This window comes from Thiohalospira halophila DSM 15071, from assembly GCF_900112605.1.
Taxonomy (GTDB): domain Bacteria; phylum Pseudomonadota; class Gammaproteobacteria; order Thiohalospirales; family Thiohalospiraceae; genus Thiohalospira; species Thiohalospira halophila.
Window position 1 is genome coordinate 455,834 of record NZ_FOMJ01000001.1, and the last position, 22,418, is coordinate 478,251.

Annotated in this window: 18 protein-coding genes and 1 tRNA gene; 15 read left to right on the forward strand and 4 right to left on the reverse strand. The window is 71.7% G+C overall.

The window, feature by feature from the left end; translation table 11 throughout:
• Positions 1-56 precede the first annotated feature (56 nt).
• The 3 genes from BM272_RS02325 to BM272_RS02335 all read left to right on the forward strand — a co-directional run bounded on the left by BM272_RS02325 (position 57) and on the right by BM272_RS02335 (position 3,250).
• A complete protein-coding gene (locus BM272_RS02325; RefSeq protein WP_093427129.1) occupies positions 57-719 on the forward strand; it encodes a c-type cytochrome in 663 nt (220 codons plus the stop codon).
• 17 nt (positions 720-736) lie between these two features.
• The gene (locus BM272_RS02330) at positions 737-1,729 is read left to right on the forward strand and encodes a c-type cytochrome (protein WP_240307981.1); all 993 of its coding nucleotides are present in this window, start codon (positions 737-739) and stop codon (positions 1,727-1,729) included.
• 93 nt (positions 1,730-1,822) lie between these two features.
• A complete protein-coding gene (locus tag BM272_RS02335; RefSeq protein WP_143613119.1) occupies positions 1,823-3,250 on the forward strand; it encodes a hypothetical protein in 1,428 nt (475 codons plus the stop codon).
• Positions 3,251-3,287: 37 nt separating this feature from the next.
• On the opposite strand, the gene BM272_RS02340 is transcribed toward BM272_RS02335, so the two are convergent.
• Positions 3,288-3,503 carry a hypothetical protein gene (locus BM272_RS02340; protein ID WP_093427131.1) on the reverse strand — a complete coding sequence of 72 codons (216 nt, stop codon included), beginning with the start codon at positions 3,501-3,503 and terminating at the stop codon, positions 3,288-3,290.
• Here BM272_RS02340 and gnd point away from each other — a divergent pair.
• From gnd to BM272_RS02355, 3 genes are all read left to right on the forward strand, one after another.
• On the forward strand, positions 3,502-4,518 hold the full coding sequence (gene gnd, locus BM272_RS02345; protein WP_143613121.1) for a phosphogluconate dehydrogenase (NAD(+)-dependent, decarboxylating): 1,017 nt from the start codon (positions 3,502-3,504) through the stop codon (positions 4,516-4,518). The two genes, BM272_RS02340 and gnd, sit on opposite strands and share 2 nt — an antisense overlap.
• Positions 4,515-5,990, forward strand: a complete 1,476-nt coding sequence (gene zwf / locus BM272_RS02350; protein WP_093427133.1) for a glucose-6-phosphate dehydrogenase — start codon at positions 4,515-4,517, stop codon at positions 5,988-5,990. The genes gnd and zwf overlap by 4 nt, the downstream gene beginning before the upstream one ends.
• A 65-nt stretch (positions 5,991-6,055) precedes the next feature.
• Positions 6,056-7,264, forward strand: a complete 1,209-nt coding sequence (locus BM272_RS02355) for an EAL and HDOD domain-containing protein (RefSeq protein WP_093427134.1) — start codon at positions 6,056-6,058, stop codon at positions 7,262-7,264.
• Here BM272_RS02355 and BM272_RS02360 read toward each other — a convergent pair.
• Positions 7,242-8,585: a YihY/virulence factor BrkB family protein gene (locus BM272_RS02360; protein ID WP_093427135.1), complete on the reverse strand. Its 1,344-nt coding sequence runs from the start codon at positions 8,583-8,585 to the stop codon at positions 7,242-7,244. The genes BM272_RS02355 and BM272_RS02360 overlap by 23 nt on opposite strands.
• 105 nt (positions 8,586-8,690) lie before the next feature.
• A complete protein-coding gene (locus BM272_RS02365) occupies positions 8,691-8,873 on the reverse strand; it encodes a hypothetical protein (RefSeq protein WP_093427136.1) in 183 nt (60 codons plus the stop codon).
• Positions 8,874-9,008: 135 nt separating this feature from the next.
• Here BM272_RS02365 and BM272_RS02370 point away from each other — a divergent pair, with 135 nt between their 5' ends.
• The 4 genes from BM272_RS02370 to BM272_RS02385 all read left to right on the forward strand — a co-directional run bounded on the left by BM272_RS02370 (position 9,009) and on the right by BM272_RS02385 (position 13,797).
• On the forward strand, positions 9,009-10,991 hold the full coding sequence (locus tag BM272_RS02370) for a monovalent cation:proton antiporter family protein (protein WP_093427137.1): 1,983 nt from the start codon (positions 9,009-9,011) through the stop codon (positions 10,989-10,991).
• Positions 10,992-11,052: 61 nt separating this feature from the next.
• On the forward strand, positions 11,053-11,673 hold the full coding sequence (gene lexA, locus BM272_RS02375) for a transcriptional repressor LexA (RefSeq protein WP_093427442.1): 621 nt from the start codon (positions 11,053-11,055) through the stop codon (positions 11,671-11,673).
• Positions 11,674-11,765: 92 nt separating this feature from the next.
• A complete protein-coding gene (gene imuA / locus BM272_RS02380) occupies positions 11,766-12,395 on the forward strand; it encodes a translesion DNA synthesis-associated protein ImuA (protein WP_093427138.1) in 630 nt (209 codons plus the stop codon).
• Positions 12,382-13,797, forward strand: coding sequence for a Y-family DNA polymerase (locus BM272_RS02385; protein ID WP_093427139.1), 1,416 nt, complete (start codon positions 12,382-12,384; stop codon positions 13,795-13,797). Before imuA ends, BM272_RS02385 begins: the two co-directional genes overlap by 14 nt.
• A 19-nt stretch (positions 13,798-13,816) precedes the next feature.
• On the opposite strand, the gene BM272_RS02390 is transcribed toward BM272_RS02385, so the two are convergent.
• On the reverse strand, positions 13,817-15,496 hold the full coding sequence (locus BM272_RS02390) for a Na/Pi cotransporter family protein (protein ID WP_159432999.1): 1,680 nt from the start codon (positions 15,494-15,496) through the stop codon (positions 13,817-13,819).
• Between the two features lie 115 nt (positions 15,497-15,611).
• Between BM272_RS02390 and BM272_RS02395 the strand changes: the two genes are divergently transcribed.
• The 5 genes from BM272_RS02395 to BM272_RS02415 all read left to right on the forward strand — a co-directional run bounded on the left by BM272_RS02395 (position 15,612) and on the right by BM272_RS02415 (position 22,408).
• Positions 15,612-18,707 (forward strand): error-prone DNA polymerase, encoded by a 3,096-nt coding sequence (locus BM272_RS02395; protein WP_093427141.1) that lies wholly within the window; start codon positions 15,612-15,614, stop codon positions 18,705-18,707.
• Between the two features lie 110 nt (positions 18,708-18,817).
• Positions 18,818-18,902, forward strand: a tRNA-Leu gene (locus BM272_RS02400).
• A gap of 146 nt (positions 18,903-19,048) precedes the next feature.
• A complete protein-coding gene (locus BM272_RS02405; RefSeq protein ID WP_093427142.1) occupies positions 19,049-19,864 on the forward strand; it encodes a hypothetical protein in 816 nt (271 codons plus the stop codon).
• Position 19,865: 1 nt separating this feature from the next.
• Positions 19,866-20,912: an extracellular solute-binding protein gene (locus BM272_RS02410; protein ID WP_093427143.1), complete on the forward strand. Its 1,047-nt coding sequence runs from the start codon at positions 19,866-19,868 to the stop codon at positions 20,910-20,912.
• Complete coding sequence (locus BM272_RS02415) at positions 20,909-22,408, forward strand: ABC transporter permease (protein ID WP_240307982.1); 1,500 nt, start codon at positions 20,909-20,911, stop codon at positions 22,406-22,408. Before BM272_RS02410 ends, BM272_RS02415 begins: the two co-directional genes overlap by 4 nt.
• Positions 22,409-22,418 lie beyond the last annotated feature (10 nt).

Here is a 22,418-nt window from a genome sequence, read left to right on the forward strand (position 1 = left end):
CCGACGGGTCGGGGGTCTACTACCGGCTCTCCAGCGAACCATTCAGGAGCCGAACCATGCACTTTCCCCATCGCCTGAAGACCCTCTCGGGTCTCCTGCTGACAGCGCTGGTCCCGGCCACGGCCGCGGCCAGCGACCTCGGCGAGAAGCTGGCCCAGCAGGGCAACGACAGCGGCGCGGTGGCCTGCGTCACCTGCCACGGCGCCGACGGCAGCGGCCAGGGCCCGGCGGGCTGGCCGCGGCTGGCCGGCATGAACGCCGACTACCTGGTCAAGCAGCTCGACGACATCGCCAACGGCGAGCGCGACAACGCCACCATGAACCCCATCGCCAGTGGCCTCTCCGCCGAGGAGCGCCGCGCCGTGGCCGAGTACTACGCGGCCATGGAAGTCCCCGAGGAGGCCCCGGGGACCGACGCCGGCGACGACACCCTGGCGAAGGGCGAGGCCATCGCCGAGCAGGGCCTGTGGCGCAAGGGCGTCCCCTCCTGCGTCGCCTGCCACGGCCCCGGCGGTGACGGCGTGGGGGCGGATTTCCCTGCCCTCTCCGGCCAGCACGCCAGCTACATCGAGAACCAGATCAAGGCGTGGCAGGACGGCAGCCGCCACAACGACCCCAATGAACTCATGGCCTCGGTGGCGGATCGCCTGACCGAGAACGAGATCAAGGCCGTGGCCGCGTGGTTCGCCGCGCAGCCCGCTCGTCCGTCCGCCGAATAGTGATCCTGGAGGCCATCGTGAAGACGACGAATCAGCAGACCCCCCGGTACGGCCGCCGCACCGCCCTGGTGCTGGCCGCTACCCTCCTCGTTCCGGCCGCCGGCATGGCGCAGCAGGACGAAACCCTCACCGAGCAGGTGGAGCTGGAAGAGGCCCCCGAGGCCGGCAGTGAGGGCTACCACGACTACCCCGGCATGGATGAACTCCCCGACGGCGAGTTCGGCGAGGCCGTGCGCAGCGGGATGGAGGCCTTCGTGAACACCCGGCAGCATCCGGAGGCCCGGCGCCACGTGGGCAACGGCCAGAACTGCGCCAACTGCCACCTGGGCAGCGGCATGGCCGCCAACTCCGCCCCTGTCTGGGGCGCCTGGGGCATCTATCCCAAGTACCGCGGCAAGAACGACCACGTGAACACCATGGATGAGCGCATCCGCGGCTGCTTCACCTACTCCATGAACGCCAAGGGTTCCGAGGCCGGCGCCCCGCCGGAGCCGGACAGCCAGCTCCTCAAGGACATGCAGTCGTTCATGTTCTGGGCCGCCCAGGGGGCCCCCATCGGCGAGAACCTCCCCGGCCGCGGCTACCGTAGCGTGGAGGAGCCGGAGGATGGCTACTCCATCTCCCGCGGGGAGTCCATCTACGAGGCCCAGTGCGCCATCTGTCACGCCGAGGATGGCAGCGGCAAGTTCACCGCCGACGGCGAGCAGATCTTCCCCCCGCTCTGGGGCGAGAAGGCCTACAACTGGGGCGCCGGCATGCACCGCATCAACACCGCGGCCGGCTTCATCAAGTACAACATGCCCCTGGGCAAGGCCAACCCGGTGGAGAAGCACGCCGCCCTCTCCGACCAGGAGGCGTGGGACGTCTCGGCCTACATCAACAGCCACGAGCGGCCCCAGGACCCTCGCTGGGAGGGCGACAAGGCCACCACCGAGGAGAACTGGCACACGCACAAGTGCCTCTACAACCACGAGGCCCACGGCCACACCCTGGGTGAGGGTACCGAGTAACCCCCCGCCCCTGTGACCACGATCGGGGCGCCTGCGGGCGCCCCATCCGATCCCGGCCCCCGAAACGGGCGCCCGAACATCCACGAGGAATCCATGATGAACCGTATCCACGCGCGCGCCGCGCTGGCCGCGGGGCTGCCGCTGGCCGTGGCCGCCGGCCCTGCAACGGCGGCCAACTGGCTGGTGCTTAACAGCGCCGAGGCGCCGGAGGGCGCCCCGAACATGTCGGTGTTCGGCTTCATCCAGCCGACCTACCGGAACATCGACGACAGCGACAAGGCGCCCAATGGCCGCCGCCCGATCTTCAACACCCTCTCCCCCGACCGCTCCAGCAGCCAGGGCTTCAACCTGGCCCGGGCACGGCTGGGGGTCCGCGGGGCTCTGAACAACACCGACGAGGACATCCACTACTTCCTGCTCACCGAGTGGGGCAACAACGGCATCACCCGCCTGGCCGACCCCGATGGCGGAAGCCACGGGCCCCAGCTCACCGACGCCTCATTGACCTTCCGCCACCTCGCCGGCGGCGGCAGCGACGACATCTGGGAGCCCGGCGTGAGCCTGCGCATCGGCCAGTTCCAGTGGCCGCTGGTGGACGAGGGGCTGCGCGCCATCCCCACCTACGACTACATCTCCTTCTCCGAGGTGAGCCGGCAGCAGGTGCTGGAGCGGTACGTTCGAGCAAACGGCGATCCGACAAATGAGACTCCGAACCAGTTATCCGGCTTCGACGGCGCCATCAGCTCCTACCGCGACATCGGCGCCATGGCCTTCGACGAGTTCCGGATCACCGAGCACTGGGAGGGGACCTGGGCCGCCGGCCTGGGCAACGGCAACGGCATCAACCGCGGCGACAACGACGACAACCAGGATGTCTACCTGCGCGCCCAGGCCGCCTACGTCTTCGACGGCGTCCACCGCGGCAACCCGCGCCGGGAGGACTTCAAGGTCTACGCCTGGAGTCAGCAGGGGGACCGGGTCTTCGATGCGAACGGGGACGGCACCCTCGACGGTGGCGAGGAGTTCGAGCGCAACCGCCACGGCCTGGGCTTCCACTTCTACCGCCAGCCCTGGCGCCTCTCCGGGGAGTACATCTTCGGCAACGGCATGGTCTACAACGGCACCAATCCGCCCTTCACCGACCCCGGCGAGGACATCGGTGATGTGCTGCCGAAGATGGCCTGGGGCGAGGACAACGAGTTCGACGGCTGGTACCTCGACGCCGCCTGGTTCGTCCAGCCCAACAAGCTGGCGCTACAGGCGCGCTACGACGTCCTCAATCGCCTCAACGAGTTCGACGGCGATGGCCAGTTCGCTAGTGGGGGGCACCCCGAACGGGTCTTCGAGACCTGGACCCTGGGCCTGCAGTACTGGGTCCACCCCATCAAGAGCCAGTGGACCCTCTCCTACCGCATCCGCGATCTGGAAGCGCCCCACAACGACGGCGCCGACAAGGTAGGCAGCACCATGGGCAACGAGATCGCCCTCCAGTACTTCCACCTCTTTAACGCCGGCGGCTAGTCGGCGGTGGGCCCCGCCGGGTGGCGGGGCCCCTCCCTCATTGCTGTTTCCCGCCCGCGTCGCGCCGCGCCGTGGGCGGGCAGTCCTCCCGCCAGAGACAGTCGGTGCGGTCGCAGAGGCCGGCCGGGTCGGTGGCGAAGCAGTCGAAGCTCCCCTCCTGCCGCTGAATGGCGCGAACCAGCTCCCGCTTGCTGCGATGGGAACCGGTAACGCCCTTTTCCGCCGCGATGGCGCGGATCTGCTGCATATTCATGTCCATCTCCCTGTTCGATTGCCGACGGGTAGCCCTGCCCGCCCACTCGGGAGTATCGTCGAAGCCCATCGAATTGAACAGGAGGCAGCAGATGCGTCTGGCGATGCTGGGACTCGGCCGCATGGGCGGCAACATGGCCCGCCGGCTGGCCGCCGGCGGCATCGAGGTGGTCGGCTGGAACCGCAGCCGCGAGACCGCGGACGCCCTGGCCGCGGAGTGGGACCGCATCTCCGCGGCGGGCACCATGGCCGAGGCGGTAGAGGCCCTGACCCCGCCGCGGGTGGTCTGGTCGATGCTCCCGGCCGGCGAGGCCACCGAGGCGGCCCTGATGGAGCTCACCCGCCACCTGGAGCCCGGCGACATCGTTGTCGACGGCGGCAATGCCGACTATCGCGAGAGCCTGGATCACGGCCGCCTCCTGGGCGACAGCGGCATCGAGTTCATCGACGCCGGGGTCTCCGGCGGTGTCTGGGGCCGCGAGGAGGGCTACTGCCTCATGGTCGGCGGGACCGAGGCCGCGGTAGGCCGGCTGGAGCCCGCCCTGCGGGTGCTGGCGCCGGCCCCGGACCGCGGCTGGGCGCGCGTGGGCCCGGTGGGCGCCGGCCACTTCACCAAGATGGTCCACAACGGCGTCGAGTACGGCATGATGCAGGCCTTCGCCGAGGGCTTCGATCTGCTGGAGCGCAAGGAGGCCTTCGCCATCGACCCCGGCCAGGTGGCCGAACTCTGGCGCCACGGCTCGGTGGTCCGCTCCTGGCTGCTGGACCTGATGGCCGACTTCCTGGGCGAGGATGCCCGCCTGGACGACATCGCCCCCTGGGTGGCGGACTCCGGCGAGGGCCGCTGGACCGTGCGCGAGGCGGTGGACAGCGGCGTCCCCGCCCCGGTGCTCACCGCCGCCCTCTACGCCCGGTTTCAGAGTCAGGACGAGCGCGGCTACCAGGCACGCCTGCTCGCCCGGCTGCGGCAGGCCTTTGGCGGCCACGCAGTCCGCCAGGGAGGCGAGGCGGAATGAGCCTCGAGCCCTGCACCCTGGTGGTCTTCGGCGCCACGGGCAACCTCGCCCGGAACAAACTGCTGCCCTCCCTCTACCACCTGGAGGAGGCGGGCCGCCTGCCCGACGGCCTGGCCATCATCGGCTACGGCCGGCGGGAGTGGGACGACGACGCCTGGCGCGCCGACGTCCGCGAGACCCTGGCACCGCGGGTGCGCGGCGGCCTCGACGAGGCGGTCTGGGAGCGGCTGTCCGCCCGCCTGCGCTTCGTCGGCGGCGACCTCGGCGAGCCGGCCGGCTATACCGAGCTGGCCCGGCGCCTGGACCGGGAGACCGACCTCTCCCCCAACCTCCTCTTCTACATGGCCATCAACCCGGACCAGTACGCCCGGGTCTGCCAGGCCCTGGCCACCGCCGGCCTCAACACCGAGAACCGGGGGTGGCGGCGGATCATCCTGGAGAAGCCCTTCGGGTACGACTCCGAGTCGGCGGAGATCCTGGAGAACCGGCTCCATCGCGACTTCCGCGAGGAGCAGATCTTCCGCATCGACCACTACCTGGGCAAGGCGATGGTCCAGAACGTCCTGGTCTTCCGCTTCGCCAACAGCCTCTTCGAGCCGCTGTGGAACCGCTACTACATCGACCACGTCCAGATCACCCACTCGGAGCAGCAGGGGATCGCCGACCGCGCCGCCTTCTACGACGGCGTGGGCGCCCTGCGCGACATGCTCCAGAGCCACCTGCTCCAGCTGCTCACCCTGGTGGCCATGGAGCCGCCGCCGAACCTGGAGGCCGAGTCCCTGCGGGACGAGAAGGTGAAGGTCCTCAAGTCCATCCGCTCCATCCCGCGCTCGGCGGTCCACGCCCACGCCTTTCGCGCCCAGTACGCCGGCGGGAAGGTGGCCGGCGAGCCGGTGGCCGGCTACACCGAGGAGGCCGGCGTCCCCGGTGACAGCACCACGGAGACCTACGCCTCCCTGAAGCTCTACGTGGACAACTGGCGCTGGCGGGATGTCCCCTTCTACCTGCGCACCGGCAAGCGCATGGCGCGGAACACCTCCCAGGTCGCCATCCGTTTCCGCCATCCGCCCCAGCACCTCTTCCGCCAGACGCCCATCGACCGGCTGGAGCCCAACTGGCTCCTGCTCACCATCCAGCCCCAGGAGTGTCTGAGCATGGAGGTCCAGGTAAAGGAGCCGGGGCTGGAGATGCGGGCGGCCAATACCCGGCTGGATGCCAGCTACTGCCAGACCGCCGACTACCAGATCGACGCCTACGAATCCCTGCTGCTGGATGCCATCGAGGGGGACCGCTCCCTCTTCCTGCGCTACGACGAGATCCGCTGGGCCTGGCAGGTGGTGGACCCGGTACTCAAGGTCTGGTCCAGCGAGCGCGACTTCATCCACACCTACCCTGCCGGAAGCTGGGGCCCCGAGGAGGATTCCCGGCTCTTCGACCAGGATGACCAGAATTGGCGCAATAGCGTGGAATAATAGCCCAATCTTCAACGTCTCTGCGTTATGATTGAACAAAGGTCACGGGAACGACCGGAGAAGGCATGCAGGATTTCTTTATCGCGCGCCAGGCCATCTACGACCCCCACCAGGAGGTCCGCGGCTACGAGCTTCTGGCGCGGAGCAACGCCCAGGAGAACGCCAACACCCTCCCCGGCGAGCGGGCTACCGCCTCGGTCCTGGTCAATGCCTTCACCGAGATCGGCCTGGACGGCCTGGTGGGCGAGCAGCCCGCCTGGATCAACCTGACCCGGGATTTCATCGGTAACGACCTCCTGGCCGGACTGCCGCGACGGCGCATCGTCCTGGAGCTGCTGGAGAACATCGAGGTCGACCGACCACTGCTCAACCAGGTGCGCCGTCTCAAGGCCGCCGGCTCGCGCATCGCCCTGGACGATTTCTTCTATCGCCCGGAGCTGGAACCGCTCATCGAGCTGGCCGACGTGGTAAAGGTGGATATCCGCCCGCTGGAATGGGAAACGGTCCGCGATCACGCCGAACGGCTTCAGGACGCCGGAGTCACCCTCCTGGCGGAGAAGGTGGAGACGCCCGAGGAGTTCTCGGCGTGCAAGGAGATGGGCTTCCACCTCTACCAGGGCTTCTTCTTCTGCCGTCCCAAGCTCATCCAGGGACGGCGGATGCCGGCGAATCGCTCCGTGGTCCTCCAGCTCCTCGCCCAGCTCGAGGAGCCGGAGACCAGCGTCAACGACCTGGAGCGGACCATCCGCAACGACGTCGCCCTCTCCTACCGGCTGCTGCGCTACCTCAATTCCGCCGCCTTCATGCTGCGCCAGCGGATCGAGACGGTGCGCCGGGCCATCGTCATGCTGGGGCTGGATCGGATCCGGCACTGGGCGCGCATCCTGGCGCTCTCCCACGTGGACGACAAACCCAGCGAACTCCTGCGAATCGCCCTGATCCGGGCGCGAATGTGCGAGCTAAAGGCCCAGCACGAAGGGCTGGGCGAGGAGGCCGACACCTACTTCACCATCGGCCTGTTCTCCACCCTGGATGCCCTGCTGGACATGACCCTGGAGGACATCGTCGCCAGCCTCCCCCTGAGCGAACGGGTGGGCAACGCCCTGCTCCACCACCAGGGCGATCTCGGCCGCACCCTGGCCTGTGTCATCCACTACGAACGGGCGGAATGGGAATGCGTCACCGAGGGCTGCCAGTGGCAGCCGCGGATCAAGGACGACTATCTGGACGCCATTACCTGGGCCGACCAGCTCAGCGCCCAGCTTCTGGACTGACCTCCGCCCCCACCAGGTCGGCCACGGTCCGTTCGCCCAGCGCCGCCTCCACCGATCGATCCAGCTCGCCGGCCAGGTCGGCCACGGCCCCGGGCAGCGCCGCCGCATCGTAGCTCCGTAGCGCTCCCACCACCGAGTCCAGGCGGGTGCGGTGGATGTCCCGGGCCGGCATCAGCCCCTCCGGCTGGCCGCCGTGGACGACGATCTCCGCCGCCTCCAGCCGTTCCAGGATCGGCTCCAGGCGATCCCCGGCCACCCCGAGTTCCCGGGCGATCTCGTCCACCAGCGGTGGCGGCGCCCCGTCCCGGTGGCGCAGCCCGACCCGGTAGACCAGCGCCAGGGCCAGTGCCTCCGCCTCCGCGCCCATGGGCGCCGGCGCCTCGTCCTGCGCGCGGATGAAATGGGGGTTCTGGACGTAGAAGGCGATCTGGGAGCCGGTGAGCAGGATCAACCAGCTCAGGTAGAGCCAGATCAGGAAGAGGATGAGGATGGCGAAGCCGGAATAGATGGCGGCGTAGCGGGTGGAGCCGGCCACGAAGGTGGCGAAGCCCCAGCCGGTGATCTGCCACGCCAGCGCCGCCAGGGCGGCGCCGAGGAGTGCCGGCCCCAGCCGCACCCGGGTATTGGGGACGAAGAGATAGACGAAGGTAAAGGCCGCCACCAGCAGCACGAAGGGCGCCAGCCGGCCCGCCAGGGTCACCAGCTCCGACGGCAGGAAGGCGGTGAGCGTCTGCACCAGGCTGGAACTGGTCAGCGAGGCGATGATGCCCAGAGCGATGAAGACCAGCAGCGGCCCCACCAGCAGCACGGAGAGGTAATCCGAGAAGCGGCGCAACAGGGTCCGCGCCCGGCGCACCTGCCAGATGGCATTGAAGGCCTGCTCCACCTTCTGGATCAGCGCGACGACGGTGTAGAGCAACAGGAGCAGACCCAGCGCCCCGAGCACCCCGACCCGGATGTTGTCCACGAACTCGACCATCTGCGCGGCGATCTCCGCCCCGCGCGGGCCCAGCGGTGCCAGGAAGCCGGCCAGGGCCGGCTCCACCTGGTTGTGAACGCCGAAGGCCTTGAGGACCGAGAAGCTCACCGCCAGCAGCGGCGCCAGGGAGAGAAGCGTGGTATAGACCAGGCTCATGGCCCGCAGGGGCAGCACGCCGGAGGCCATGCGCCGGACCACGGCATCGGCCACCTGCAGCGCTCCCAGCAGGAAGGCCAGTCCCCGGCCGAGTTCGCTGGCGGAGACCCGCCAGCGGCGCAGCTCCTCCAGCCGCTCACCGGCGCGTTCCAGCCGCGCCCGCCAGGTAGGACTCGTGGAAGTCATCGGGTCAGTGCCGCCGCCGGCGCCGGTTCCGCGCCTCCAGGCCGAAGACCAAGGCGCCGACGATCATGACGGCAACGGCAATGCCTGCGAGTACGATATAGCCGGTCATTCCGCGTTGTCCTCCGTTGTCAGGATCCCGAATCCCCACAGGACTGCGCCCAGAACCAGCCCCGAATAGGCCACCCCGGCAACCACTTCGTCCTGAAAGAACCCACCTACCGTAGCCGCGATGAACAGGGCCAGCCCCAGCCGGCGCATGTCCTCTGCAAAGGCGCCACGTCGGCTCATGGCTTCCTTCCCATGACTTTTACCTCCCTTCTTCCCTGAAAGGTCCTGCCCCGAGTATATCAGCCCCGCGCGGGGAGCCGCGGCCTCACCCCCCGGAGGAATGGTAGGATCCCGGAAAACCAAGCGGAATGCCCCATGCCCCACGGACCCCTGGACGACATCCTCATCCTCCTCGCCGCCGCCGTCGTGGCGGTGGCGATCTTCCGGCGGCTCGCCCTGCCGCCCATCCTCGGCTACCTCCTGGTGGGGCTGCTGGTGGGGCCGCACGCCCTGGGGCTGGTCGCGGATACCGAGGGCACCCGTTTCATCGCCGAGTTCGGCGTGGTCTTCCTCCTCTTCATGCTGGGACTGGAGTTCTCCCTGCCCCAGCTCGTCTCCATGCGCGGGGCGGTCCTGGGCGTGGGCGGCTTCCAGGTCCTCGTAACGACGTTACTGGTGGCCGGCGGCGCCTGGGTCCTGGGGCTGGACCCCGCCGCCGCGCTGGTGGTCGGCGGGATACTCGCGCTCTCCTCCACCGCCATCGTGACCAAGCAGCTCACCGAGCAGATGGAGATCAACTCCCGCCATGGCCGGATGTCGGTGGGGATCCTGCTGTTCCAGGACCTGGCAGTGGTCCCCTTCCTGGTCCTCATCCCCATTCTCGGGGGCAATGCGGAGGACATGGCCACAGCCCTGGGCTGGGCCGGCCTCAAGGCGGTGGTGGTCTTCGCCGCCATGCTGGCCATCGGCCACTGGCTGCTGCGCCCGCTCTTCCAGGAGGTGGCCCGGGCGCGTTCGCCGGAGCTGTTCACCATGGCGGTGCTGCTGGTAGCGCTCACCGCTGCCTGGGCCACCCACAGCGCCGGCCTCTCCCTGGCCCTGGGGGCCTTCCTGGCCGGGATGATGCTCAGCGAGACCGAGTACCGCCACCAGGTGGAGACCGATATCCGGCCCTTCCGGGACCTCCTGCTGGGACTCTTCTTCATCACCGTAGGGATGCTCCTCAACCCCACCAATGTCCTGGAACTGGGTCACTGGATGGCCCTGCTGGCCCTGAGCCTGCTGGTGGGCAAGAGCCTGGTCATCCTGGGCATCGGGGCACTGGCGCGGGTACCGGGAGGGGTCGCCCTTCGAACCGGTCTCACCGTGGCCCAGGGGGGCGAGTTCGGCTTCGCCCTCCTGGCCCTGGCGCTCCAGCAGGAGCCCGCCCTGCTGGGCGAGACCACCGGTCAGGTGGTCCTGGGCGGGATCTTCCTGAGCATGGCGCTCTCGCCACTGGTCATCCGCTACAACGGCAGCCTGGCCAAGTGGCTCTTCTCGGCCAGCTACGGCGACAACCGCGCCAGGATGACCGAGGCCGTGGCCGCCACCGGCCGGGAACTCGAGGACCACGTGGTCATCTGCGGCTACGGCCGAGTGGGCCAGAACATCGCCCGCCTGCTAGAGCAGGAGGGATTCAGCTACATGGCCCTGGACCTGGACCCCCTCAAGGTCCGGGAGGCGCACAGCGGCGGCGAGGAGGTCCACTACGGCGATGCCACCCGCCGGGAGATCCTGGACGCCGCCGGCCTGGAGCGCGCCCGCCTGGTGGTCATCAGCTACAACGATGCCGCCTCCGCCCTGCGGATCCTGGAACACGTCCGCCAGGCCGACCCGGATAAGCCGGTACTGGTCCGCACCACTGACGACAGCCGCCTGGAGGATCTCCTGACCGCCGGCGCCACCGAGGTCATCCCCGAGACCCTGGAGGCGAGCCTGGTCATCGGCACCCACCTCCTCTTCCTCCTGGGCGTCCCGGCCCAGCGGGTGGCGGAACTGGAACAGCGGATCCGCGGCGACCGCTACAGCCTGCTGCGCGGCTTCTTCCGCGGCCAGGAGCCGACCGAGCCCGGCTCCTCGGCGGCCCAGGAGCGGCTCCACTCGGTGCCCCTGCAGGCCGGTGCACGCGCCGTGGGCCGGACCCTGGGCGAACTCGACCTGGAGGGTCTGGGGGTCCATGTCACCGCCGTCCGTCGCGGCGGGATCCGCGGCCCCCAGCCGGGCCCCGAGACCACCCTGCGCGACAGCGACGTCCTGGTCCTCTACGGCACCCCCGAGACCCTGGAGCGGGCCGAGTCCCGCCTGCTGGGCGGCCGCTAGCCGGACCATCCCCGCTCACCGGGGGAGGCAGAAGCGACCCACCTGTGGCAGGATGATCACCATGGAAGGCTCCGACCTCACGGCCCGGCAGCAGGCGCTGCTCGACCACATCCGCGACCACCAGGCGACTCACGGCCGCCCGCCCACCCGCCACGAGATCGCGGCGGCCTTCGGCTACGCCTCGGTGAATGCCGTGACCGGCCACCTCAAGGCCCTGGCCGCCAAGGGCGCCATCGAGCTAACGCCCGGGGCGGCGCGCGGGATCCGGCTGGTGGAAGAGGCCACCGGCGCCCACGAGGCCGGCCTGCCCCTGGTGGGCCGGGTGGCGGCGGGCGCCCCCATCCTCGCCCGGGAGCACATCGAGGCGCGCTACCGCGTGGACTCCGGCCTCTTCCACCCCCGCCCCGACTACCTCCTGCGGGTCCGCGGGGAGAGCATGATCGAGGCCGGGATCCGGGATGGCGACCTCCTCGCCGTCCACCGCGCCCCCGAGGCGACCGTGGGCCAGCTGGTGGTGGCCCGGCTGGGGGAGGAGGTCACCGTCAAGCGGCTGGACCGGGATGACACCGGCCAGCCCGTCCTGCGCGCCGCCAATCCCGACTACCCCGATATCCCGCTCACCGCCGCCGACGAGGCCGCCATCGAGGGCATCGGCGTGGGCGTCCTGCGCACCGAGCCCTGATCCTGATCGGATCCCGCACCCCCTTCCCGTTATCACCCCAATACTGTAAAAATGATCACTATTCGATGGTGATCGGAAGGGGTGGAGACGGGATGTCCCTGGAGGCCCTGCTGGAGCGCGGCGATCTCTGGCGTGGCGGCGGCCACGCCGAGGCCCCGGTGCGCGCCACCGGCCACCCCCGGCTGGACCACGCCCTGGGCGGAGGCTGGCCCATCGGGGGACTGGTGGAGATCGCCGGCACCCCCGGCCACGGCGAATTCACCCTGCTCCGCCCCATGCTGGCCGCCGCGGTCGGCTGGCAGGCGTGGGTGGCGCCGCCCCATGTTCCCCACGCCCCGGCCCTGGTAGCGGCGGGGCTCGACCCGGCCCGCTTGCTCCATATCCGCGCCGAGGGTGACGAGGCCCTCTGGGCCGTGGAGCAGGCCCTGCGCTCCGGGGTCTGCGAGGCCGTGCTGGGCTGGCCGGCCACCGCCGATGACCGCGCCCTGCGCCGCCTCCAGCTCGCCGCCGAGACCGGTGGGGCCACCGGCTTCCTCTTCCGCCCGCCCCGGGCCCTGGAGCAGCCCTCCCCGGCGGCGGTCCGCCTGGCGCTGCGGGCCGGGGCGGTGGCGATCCACAAGTGCCGGGGCAACCGCCCCGAGCAGCCCATCCCCCTGGGCGAGGCGCTGGACGAAACCCGGGCCGCGCCCGAACCGCCCCGCCGGATCCATGCAGTGGCTTAGCCTCCACCTGCCGGAGCTCCCGCTGGCCGCCTTCGCCCGGCCACCGGGCGCCCCGCCCCTGGCGCTCACCGCCGGCCGGCCGCCGCGGGTCCACAGCACGGATCCTGCCGCCCGGGCCGCCGGCGTGCGCCCGGGCCAGCCGCCGGCCACCGCCCTCGCCCTCTGCCCCGCCCTGCGGCTGCGGCCGCGCCGCCCCGATCGGGAGGCGGCCACCCTGGAGGCCCTAGCCGCCTGGGCCGGGCAGTACAGCGACCACGTGGAGGTCCTCCCCGGCGCGGGGCTGCGCCTGGAGGTGGGGGGCAGCATCCGCCTCTTTGGCGGCCTGGAGGCTCTCTACCGCCACGCCCGCCGGGGCCTGGCCCAGCTGGGCCACGACGCCGGGACCGGCCTCGCCCCCACCCCGCTGGCCAGCTGGTGGCGGGCCCTGCACGGGATCGCGGAGCCGGTGGAGGCGAATCGGGAAGGGGCGATGCAGGCGGCGATGGAGTCGGCCCTGGCCCCCCTCCCCATCGCCGGGCTGGGTCTCGGGCCCGAGGTGGAGACCGCCTGCCGACGCCTGGGGCTGCAACGGCTGGGCGACCTGTTCGCCCTCCCCGGGGCCGATCTCGGTCGGCGCCTGGGGCCGGAGCTGCCGGCCCTGCTGGAGCGCGCCCTGGGGAAGCAGGCCGACCCGCGCCCGCGCTGGCAGCCACCGGCGACCTTCGCCAGCCGCCTACCGCTGCCCGAACCGGTGAGCGCCGCCGAGGCGCTGCTCTTCGCCGCCCGCCGGCTGCTGGGCGAGCTGGCCGGCTGGCTGCGCGGGCGGGATGCGGCTACCGCCGAACTCACCTTCCACCTCCACCACGAGCGGGGCGAGCCCACGCCGCTGACCCTGGGGACGCTGCAGCCGGTGCGCGACCCCGATCACCTCCTGGGGCTACTACGGGAGCGGCTGGAGGGCTTCGAGCCCCCGGCGGCGGTAACGGAGCTGGCCCTGGCGGCGGGGCGCACCGCCCCGGCCCCGCCGGAGCAGGCCGACCTCTTCGCCGCCCCGGCGGAACGGCCGGCCTGGGAGCCCCTGGTGGAGCGGCTGCGCGCCCGGCTGGGACGGGCCGCGGTGACGGGGCTGGAGCCGGTGCCCGACCCCCGCCCGGAGCGCGCCTGGCGGGCCACCGAACCGGGGGCGGCGACTGGCGATAGCCCGGCCACCGGCCCGCGCCCCCTCTGGCTGCTGGAGGCGCCCCGGCCCCTGGAGCAGCCGCCGGCGGTAGCCGGGGAGCCGGAGCGCATCGAGGCGGGCTGGTGGGACGGCGCCGATTGCGCCCGGGACTACTACACCGCCCGGGAGGCCGACGGCCGCCGGATCTGGGTCTACCGCGACCGCCGTGACGGCGCCTGGTATCTGGCGGGGCTGTTCGGTTGAGCGCCGGGGACGCCGAGGCTCAGCGCACCGGCTCCTCGTCCCCCTCGCCCTCCCGATCCTCCGGATCCGGGGTCAGGACCTGATCGCGGTGGCGGTGGAGGTGTCGGGTGTAGCGCGCCGCCTTCAGCCCCTGATCCACCGCGCGGCGCAGGGCACTGATCCGGTCCAGGGCGGCGACCACCCGGCGCACCGGCTCGCGATCCTCGCTGCCGGCCCGCAGGATGGCCGCCTTGACCTCCTGGTAGTCGGCATCGAAGGTCTTGAAGGCGCGCTTGACTGCCTTGCGCGGCCAGGCCTCCGGCTCGGCCAGGGCGCCATCCAGTTCACTGATGGCCCCCGCCTCCAGGCGCGCGATGGCGGCGGCAAGTTCCGGATCCTCCGGTTCGCCGCCGGCCGCGCGCTGATGGGCCATGTCCACGGCCCGTTCGGCCATGTCCTGGTAGTAGTGGGTGACCCGGACCACCTCCGGCAGCGCCTCCGCCACCTCGGCCGGGGCCTCGTCCCGCCGGATCCGGTTGACGAAGTCGTCGATGGCCAACCCCAGGTCGGTCACCGCCTGCCGCTGGGTGCGCAGCTGCGGCTCCTCGTCCCCGCCCTCGTCGTTCACTGCCTGGCGCACGGCCGCGTGGGCCTGCTCCCCCATGCGTGCCAGCTCCAGGGTGGCTACCTCCAGGGCCAGACCCGGCGTCTCCAGCAGCGTGTGGTCCAGGTGGCGGGGCTGGCCGGCCACGGCCTCCGTGCCTCGATAGCGGCGCTCCAGCCAGCGGACCAGCGCCGGCGTGGCCGGCCACAGCAGCAGGATCCCCAGCAGCTTGGTCTGGGTGTGGAAGAGGGCCAGCAGGGTCGCCGGCTGCAGGGCCAGCCCCAGGGCCCCGGCGGCCAGCCGGGACAGCTCCAGCAGCGGCGCCAGCAGGATGAAGGCGGCCACCGCCACCACCACGTTGAAGGCCACGTGGGCGGCGGCCACCCGGCGTGCCGGTGCGGTGGCGCCGATGGAGGCGAAGACGGCGGTGGAGGTCGTACCGACGTTGGCGCCGATGACCATGGCGGCGGCCGTGGTGAGCGGGATGAGGCCGCTACCGGCGGCCGTGAGGGTCACCGCCAGGGCCGCGCTGGAGGACTGCATCACCACGGTCATGGCGATACCCAGGAACATGAGCAGGAGCAGCGCCGGGATTCCCTCGCCGGACCCGGCCATCCAGTCCGCGGCGACATCCCCCGCGGTCATGGTGTCGTGGAGGACATCCAGCCCCAGGAAGAAGATCCCGAAGCCGGCCACCGCCTCCCCCAGGGCGCGCTGACGCGGTTTCTGCGACAGCACGCGCAGGAACATTCCCAGGGCGATGGCCGGCAGGGCCAGGGCGCGCAGGTCCACGTTGAAGCCCAGCAGGGCGACGATCCAGGAGGTGAGCGTGGTCCCGAGGTTGGCGCCGTAGACCACCCCCACCGACTGGGCGAGGTTGAGCAGGCCGGCGTTGACGAAGCCGACCACGGCGAAGAGGACGGCGCTGGAGGACTGCACCGCCGCCGTGATGGCGACCCCGGAGAAGAGGCCCCGCAGGCGGCTGCGGGTGGAGGCGGCCAGGATGGCGCGCAGGGTGCGACCGGCAGCGACCTGCAGACCGTCGGTCATCAGCCGCATGCCCAGCAGGAAGAGCCCCACCCCGCCCAGGAAGGCGAGTACCGCGCCGATGTCCATTGCCACCCCCGTTGCCCGCGAGCCGGCAACCATGCCACGGACGGGGCAGCGGGAAAACGGTCCCCCGGCGCCGTCCGCCCTTGCCCGCCCCGGATGGTGTAAATAGTATCACCCCATGGACGACGCCCCCGCCTATGCCGAACTCCACTGCCTCTCCCGCTTCTCCTTCCTGCGCGGGGCCTCGGACCCGGCCGAGCTGGTGGCCACGGCGGCGGAACGCGGCTACACCGCCCTGGCGCTCACCGATGAATGCTCCCTGGCCGGGGCTGTACGCGCCCACGAGGCGGCCCGGGAATCCGGTCTGCCCCTCCTCCACGGCAGTGAACTCCACCTGGCCGCCGGGGAGGGCCTGCCGCCCCTGCACCTGGTCCTGCTCGCCGCGGATGCCGGGGGCTACGCCAATCTGGCCGCCCTCATCACCACCGGCCGGCGGCGGGCCGACAAGGGCAGCTACCATCTGACCCCGGCCGACATCGCCGCCCACGCCGAGGGCTGCCTCGCCCTCTGGATACCGCCGGCAGCAGCCGAGCCCGAACCGGCCCCGGGGCACTGGCTGGCAGCGACCTTTCCCGGCCGCGCCTGGCTGGCCGCGGAGTTCCACCGGGACGGCCGGGACGAGCAGCGCCGGACCACCCTGACCACGCTCCAGCGCGCCACCGGCCTGCCCGTCACCGCCGCCGGCGAGGTCCACATGCACCGGCGCGGCCGGCGCGCCCTCCAGGACCTGGTCACCGCCATCCGCCACAACACCACCCTGCAGGGGGCCCGCCCCCACCTCTTCCCCAACGGCGAGCGCCACCTGCGCCCGCGCGACGACCTGGCCCGCCTCTACCCCGCCGACTGGCTGGCCCAGAGCGTGGCCATCGCCGGGCGCTGCCGCTTTTCCCTGGACGAGCTGGAGTACGCCTACCCCGAGGACGACCTGCCCGCCGACCAGCCGCCGGCCGCCGCCCTGCGCCGGGCAGTGGAGGCCGGCATGGCCGAGCACTGGCCCGAAGGGGCGCCCCACCGGGTGGCGCGCCAGGTGGAGCACGAGCTGGCCGTCATCGCCGAGCTGGGCTACGAGGCCTACTTCCTCACCGTGGCCGACCTGGTCACCTTCGCCCGCAACCGCGGGATCCTCTGCCAGGGACGCGGTTCGGCGGCCAACTCGGCGGTCTGCTACTGCCTGGGGATCACCGCCGTGGACCCCTCGCGCTCCGCCCTGCTCTTCGAGCGCTTCCTCTCCCCCGAGCGAGGCGAACCGCCGGATATCGACGTCGACTTCGAGCACCAGCGCCGGGAGGAGGTGATCCAGTACGTCTTCGCCAAGTACGGCCGGGACCGGGCCGCCCTGGCGGCCACGGTCATCCGCTATCGCCCCCGGGGCGCCCTGCGCGACGCTGCCCGCGCCCTGGGCTTCGAACCGGTGGCGGTGGACCGCCTCAGCGGCGCCCTGGCGCGCTGGGACCACGGCCTGCCGCCCCCGGAGGCCCTGCGCGAGGCCGGCTTCGACCCGGAGGGCCCCGCCGTGCAACGGCTGCTCACCCTGGCCGGCGAGCTGGTGGGGACGCCGCGCCACCTCTCCCAGCACGTGGGGGGCATGGTCATCGCCCGGGAGCCGCTGTACCGGCAGGTGCCGGTGGAGAATGCCGCCATGGAGGACCGCACCGTCATCCAGTGGGACAAGGACGACCTGGCCGCCATGGGCATGCTCAAGGTGGACCTGCTCAGCCTCGGCATGCTCTCCGCCATCCGCCGCGCCTTCGACCTCGTCGCCGGCTACCGCGGCCGGCCGCTCTCCCTGGCCGCCATCCCCGCGGAGGACCCGGCCGTCTTCGCCATGCTCTCCCGGGGCGACTCCCTGGGCGTCTTCCAGGTGGAATCCCGGGCGCAGATGGCCATGCTGCCGCGGCTGCGGCCGGCGACCTTCTACGACCTGGTCATCCAGGTCTCCATCGTCCGCCCCGGCCCCATCCAGGGCGACATGGTCCACCCCTACCTGCGCCGCCGACAGGGGCTGGAGCCGGTGGAGTACCCCGGCGAGGCGGTGCGCGGGGTGCTGGAGCGGACCCTGGGCGTCCCCATCTTCCAGGAGCAGGTCATCGAGCTGACCATGGTGGCCGCCGGTTTCTCCGCCGCCGAGGCCGACCACCTGCGCCGCTCCATGGCGGCCTGGAAGCGCGGCGGCGGGCTGGAACCCTTCCGCGAACGGCTCCTGGCGGGTATGGCGGCCAATGGCTACGCCGCCGAATGGGGGGAGCGGATCTTCGAGCAGATCCGCGGCTTCGGCGAGTACGGCTTCCCGGAGTCCCACGCGGCCAGCTTCGCCCTGCTGGTATGGGTCTCCGCCTGGCTGAAGTACCACGAGCCGGCCGCCTTCGCCGCCGCCCTGCTCAACAGCCAGCCCATGGGCTTCTACGCCCCGGCCCAGATCGTCGCCGATGCCCGCGACCACGGCGTGGAGGTCCGGCCGGTGGACGTTACCGCCAGCGCCGCCGAATCGACGCTGGAGGGGGACGGTGAGGCCGCGCCGGCCCTGCGCCTGGGGCTCGGGATGGTCCACGGCCTGAGCCGGGCCGGGATCCGGCGGCTGCTGGAGGCCCGGTCGGCGCGTCCCTTTGCCGGTGTGGATGACTGCCTCCAGCGGGCCGGGCTGGACGCCCGGGATCGCGCCGCCCTGGCGGATGCCGGCGCCCTGGCGGCCCTGGCCGGGGATCGCCGCCGCGCCTGGTGGGCAGTGCTGGGCCACGAACCCGCCGCCCCCGCGGCCCCGGCGCCCCGGGATCCCGCCGCGGAACTGGCGGCACCCACGGAGGGCGAGGAGCTGGTGGCCGACTACGCCAGCCTCGGCCTAACCCTGGGCCGCCACCCCGTGAGCCTGCTCCGCGACGGCCTGAACCGCCACCGCTGCACGCCCTGCGGCGACCTCGCCCACACCGGCCACGGCCAGCGCGCCCGGGTCGCCGGCCTGGTCATCAACCGGCAACAGCCCCACAGCGCCCGGGGGACGCTCTTCATCACCCTGGAGGACGAGAGCGGCCACGCCAATCTCATCCTTCGCCCCTGGCTCAAGCCGCGCCACCGCCGGGCGCTGCTGGCCGGCCGGATGCTCCAGGTGGAGGGCGTCGTCCAGCGCCAGGGCGAGGTGGTCCACCTGCTGGTGGACGAGGTCACCGATCGCACCCCCTGGCTGGGCGAACTCCCCACCCGCTCCCGGGACTTCGGCTGAAACCGCGATCCGGGCGGGAGGTCGCCGCCGCTGCCCCGGCACGCTAGAATGGACGCCACCGCGGGACTTATTGTTCATTCAGAACTTAAACAATCCCCGGTAACTACCTGGCCCGGGTGACGAAACTGGTAGACGTAGCGGACTTAAAATCCGCGGGCTCAGGCCGTGCCGGTTCGAGTCCGGCCCCGGGCACCATTTACAGCACCGACCCCGCAAAGCGGGGCCGCGGAGGGGCGGCACCGGGGCGACCATGACACCCCGTTTACACCCAAATAAAAATGAGTTTTATTTAGGGTGATAATTCGATCCGTCCTTGTAACCCCGTTCTGGAGGAACGCCCGATGACCATCCGTTCCGGACATGCCGGCTCCACCCCCCTGGCTGCCACCCTGCTGCTCGGGGCCTCCCTCCTCGTCCCGGCCGGCGCCCTGGCCCACGGCGAGGCCGGCGAACACGTCGAGGAGTTCCAGGAGCACCTGGATGACTACGCCGCGGACGTGCGCACCCTGGCCGACTCCCTGGATGCCCTGGCCCGGGATTACGCGGCTGGCGAGGCCGGCCCGGAACGGGTCCAGGCCTTCGTCGACGAATGGGAAGAGGTGCGCTACCACGCCGCCGTAGAGAAGGTCGCCACCCCGCTCTATCCCGCCATCTGGCAGGCCATCTCCGACCTGCGCCAGGCGGTGGACGGGGGCGCGGAGGCCGAGGTGATCCACCAGCGCGCCCACGCCGTTACCGCCGCCCTCCACCAGGGCATGGGCGGGCTGCGCCTGACTGCCGCTCGCGGTGGCGGGGCGGCCGCGGACGACCACGGCCACGACGAGCCGGCGGGCCCCGAGGCCGCCTTCCAGCGTATCGACGAGCTGCTGGACAGCGCCGTGGCCGAGTACCAGGCCGGCCACGCCGACGACGCCCTGGAGCTGGTCCGCAGCGCCTACTTCGACTACTTCGAGGGCCTGGAGGGTGGCCTCATCGAGGTGGATGCCCAGCGGGTCGCCCGCCTGGAGGAGGACTTCAACGGCACCCTGCCCCGGCTGCTGGAGAGCGGCGCCTCCATGGACGAGGTGCGCGAGCAGGTGCAGGCCATGAAGGAGTCCCTGGACACCGCCGAGGGCCAGCTGGAAGAGTCCGACGGCGACAGCAGCGAGGTCTTCTAGCATGGACCGCCGGACCTTCCTCCAACGCGCCTCTGCCCTGGGGGCCCTGGGCCTGCTCGGCCCGACCGGCCTGATCGGATGCAGCGGTGAGCCGGCCGCCCCGCCGGCGCTGTCGGTGGACGAACTGCCGCCCCTGGAGGGCCAGCTCCGGGTCTACCTGGGGCGCGGCGAGGGCGGGCTCTACACCGACGTGATCCGCGCCATCCGGGACCGCAATCCCGACCTCGACCTGGAGGTCCGACGCGGGAGCTCCAGCGCCCTGGCCAATACCCTGGTGGCCGAGTCCGAGCGCGGCGGGGCCCGGGCCGACCTCTTCTGGTCCACCGACACCAGCTCCCTGGGGCAGGTGGTGGATCGCGGTCTGACCCACGCCATCCCGGAGAGCCTCCAGGAGAAGCTGGAACCGCCCTTCCGCTTCCAGCAGATCGCCCCCGTCTCCGGGCGGGTGCGGACGGTGGCCTACAACACCGATCGCCTCACCGCCGAGGACATCCCCACGGACATCATGGCCCTGCCCGACAGCGGTCTCACCGTGGGCTGGGCCCCGGCCTACGGCGCCTTCCAGTCCTTCATTACCGCCATGCGGCTGCTGGAGGGGGACGAGGCCACGGTGGCCTGGCTGGAGGCCATGAAGCCCAACACCCGTGAATATGCCGGCGAACTGGGGGCGGTGCTGGCCACCGCCCAGGGCGAGGTGGATGTCGCCCTGGCCAACCACTACTACACCCTGCGGCTGAAGTCCGGCCAGCCCGACGCCAGCGTCGACCTGGCCTTCACGGAGGGCGATGCCGGCTCCCTGGTGAATGCCTCGGGGGTCACCATCCTCAATCCCAGCGAGATCGCCAACGACTTCATCCGCTACCTGCTCTCCCGCGAGGTCCAGTCCTACCTGGCCCGGAAGGCCTACGAGATCCCGCTGGTCCCCGGTGTCCCGGTGCCGGACAACCTCCCCTCGCTGGACCGGATCCAACCCCCCTCGGTGGATCTCACGCAACTGGGTAACCTCCAGCCCACCCTGAAGCTCATGCGCCGGGCGGGGGTGCTTTGACCCGTCTCCCCCTGGTGACCCTGCTCAGCGCCCTGCTGGCCGCCGCCGTGCTTTCGCCGGTGGTGGTCCTGCTGGGCATGGGCATCGGGGCGGAGGCCGGTCTGGATGCCCGCGTGGCCGAGGTGGCGCTGAACAGCCTGCTGCTGGCCGGCCTCACCGTCATCGGCGCGACCCTCCTGGGCGTCCCGCTGGCCTTTCTCACCGCCTGGACCCGGCTGCCCGGTCGCGGGATCTGGACCGGCCTGCTGGCCGCCCCGCTGGCCATCCCCAGCTACCTCGGGGCCTTCGCCTGGTTCGCGGCCTCCGGCCCCGGCGGCGAGATCCGGATGGCCACCGGGATCCCGCTGCCCAACGTGGACGGCCTGGCCGGGGCCACCCTGGTCATGAGCCTGTACACCTATCCCTTCGTCTTCCTGGCGACCCGGGCGGCCCTGCGCAACATGGACGCCAGCCTGCTGGAGGCGGCGCGCACCCTGGGCATGCCCCTGGCGCCCGCCCTGTGGCGGGTCGTCCTGCCCCGCGTACGCAACAGCGTCGCCGCGGGCGGCCTGCTGGTGGCCCTCTACACCCTCTCCGACTTCGGCACCCCGGCGATCATGCGGGTGGATACCTTCACCCGGGTCATCTTCGTGGAATACAACGCCTTCGGCCTCGACCGCGCCGCCCTGCTCTCCCTGGCGCTGCTGGTCCTGGTGGCCGTGGTGCTCTTCCTGGAGTCCCGGGTCCGCGCCGTGCGCGAGACCCCGGGCCGGCCGCCGAGCTTCGCCCTGGGCCAGGGGGCACGGCTCGGCGCCATCGCCGGCATGGGCACGGTGCTGCTGGCCGCCATCGGCCTGCCGGTGGGGATCTTCACCCTCTGGCTGGTACGCGAGGGGACGGGCCACTTCGACCCCGCCATCCTGCTGAACTCCACCACCGCCTCCCTGCTCGCGGCCGTGGCCGCAGTGGCCGCCGCCCTGCCCATCGCCTTCGCCGCCACCACCGGGCGCCTGGGCCGGCTGCTGGAGCGCGTGGCCCACGTGGGCTTCGGCGTCCCCGGCATCGTGCTGGGAACGGCGCTGGTGGTCGTCGGTCTGAATGTCGGATTCCTCTACCAGACGCTGGCGCTGCTGGTCTTCGCCTACGTGGTACGCTTCCTGCCCCTGGCGGTGGGGAATATCCGGGCACCGCTGGAGCGGGCCGAGGGCAGCCTGGTGGGCGCGGCGCGCTCCCTGGGCGCCTCCCCGGCGGAGGCCTTCCGGCGGGTGACGCTGCCGCTGATCCTGCCCGGCCTGCTGGCGGCGGCGGCCCTGGTCTTCCTGGAGGCCATGCGCGAGCTGCCGGCGACGCTGCTGCTGCGGCCCACCGGCTTCGAGACCCTGGCCACCCACCTGTGGCGGGTCTACGAGGCGGGCTACTTCGGCCGCGGCGCGGTACCGGCCCTGCTGCTGGTGGTAGTATCGGGAGTGGCCGTCGCGCTCATGCTGCGCGGCGAGCGGCGCTCCTCCCAGACCTGATTCGGTTCGA

Bases quoted from the DNA above. Each gene is read 5' to 3' on its own strand.
- BM272_RS02385 (WP_093427139.1), top strand. From the start codon at position 12,382: ATGCAGTGGCTTAGCCTCCACCTGCCGGAGCTCCCGCTGGCCGCCTTC.
- BM272_RS02335 (WP_143613119.1), top strand. From the start codon at position 1,823: ATGATGAACCGTATCCACGCGCGCGCCGCGCTGGCCGCGGGGCTGCCG.
- gnd (WP_143613121.1), top strand. From the start codon at position 3,502: ATGTCCATCTCCCTGTTCGATTGCCGACGGGTAGCCCTGCCCGCCCAC.
- BM272_RS02325 (WP_093427129.1), top strand. From the start codon at position 57: ATGCACTTTCCCCATCGCCTGAAGACCCTCTCGGGTCTCCTGCTGACA.
- BM272_RS02410 (WP_093427143.1), top strand. From the start codon at position 19,866: ATGGACCGCCGGACCTTCCTCCAACGCGCCTCTGCCCTGGGGGCCCTG.
- BM272_RS02395 (WP_093427141.1), top strand. From the start codon at position 15,612: ATGGACGACGCCCCCGCCTATGCCGAACTCCACTGCCTCTCCCGCTTC.
- BM272_RS02405 (WP_093427142.1), top strand. From the start codon at position 19,049: ATGACCATCCGTTCCGGACATGCCGGCTCCACCCCCCTGGCTGCCACC.
- zwf (WP_093427133.1), top strand. From the start codon at position 4,515: ATGAGCCTCGAGCCCTGCACCCTGGTGGTCTTCGGCGCCACGGGCAAC.
- BM272_RS02360 (WP_093427135.1), bottom strand. From the start codon at position 8,585: ATGACTTCCACGAGTCCTACCTGGCGGGCGCGGCTGGAACGCGCCGGT.
- BM272_RS02390 (WP_159432999.1), bottom strand. From the start codon at position 15,496: ATGGACATCGGCGCGGTACTCGCCTTCCTGGGCGGGGTGGGGCTCTTC.
- BM272_RS02355 (WP_093427134.1), top strand. From the start codon at position 6,056: ATGCAGGATTTCTTTATCGCGCGCCAGGCCATCTACGACCCCCACCAG.
- BM272_RS02370 (WP_093427137.1), top strand. From the start codon at position 9,009: ATGCCCCACGGACCCCTGGACGACATCCTCATCCTCCTCGCCGCCGCC.
- BM272_RS02365 (WP_093427136.1), bottom strand. From the start codon at position 8,873: ATGAGCCGACGTGGCGCCTTTGCAGAGGACATGCGCCGGCTGGGGCTG.
- imuA (WP_093427138.1), top strand. From the start codon at position 11,766: ATGTCCCTGGAGGCCCTGCTGGAGCGCGGCGATCTCTGGCGTGGCGGC.
- BM272_RS02340 (WP_093427131.1), bottom strand. From the start codon at position 3,503: ATGAATATGCAGCAGATCCGCGCCATCGCGGCGGAAAAGGGCGTTACC.
- lexA (WP_093427442.1), top strand. From the start codon at position 11,053: ATGGAAGGCTCCGACCTCACGGCCCGGCAGCAGGCGCTGCTCGACCAC.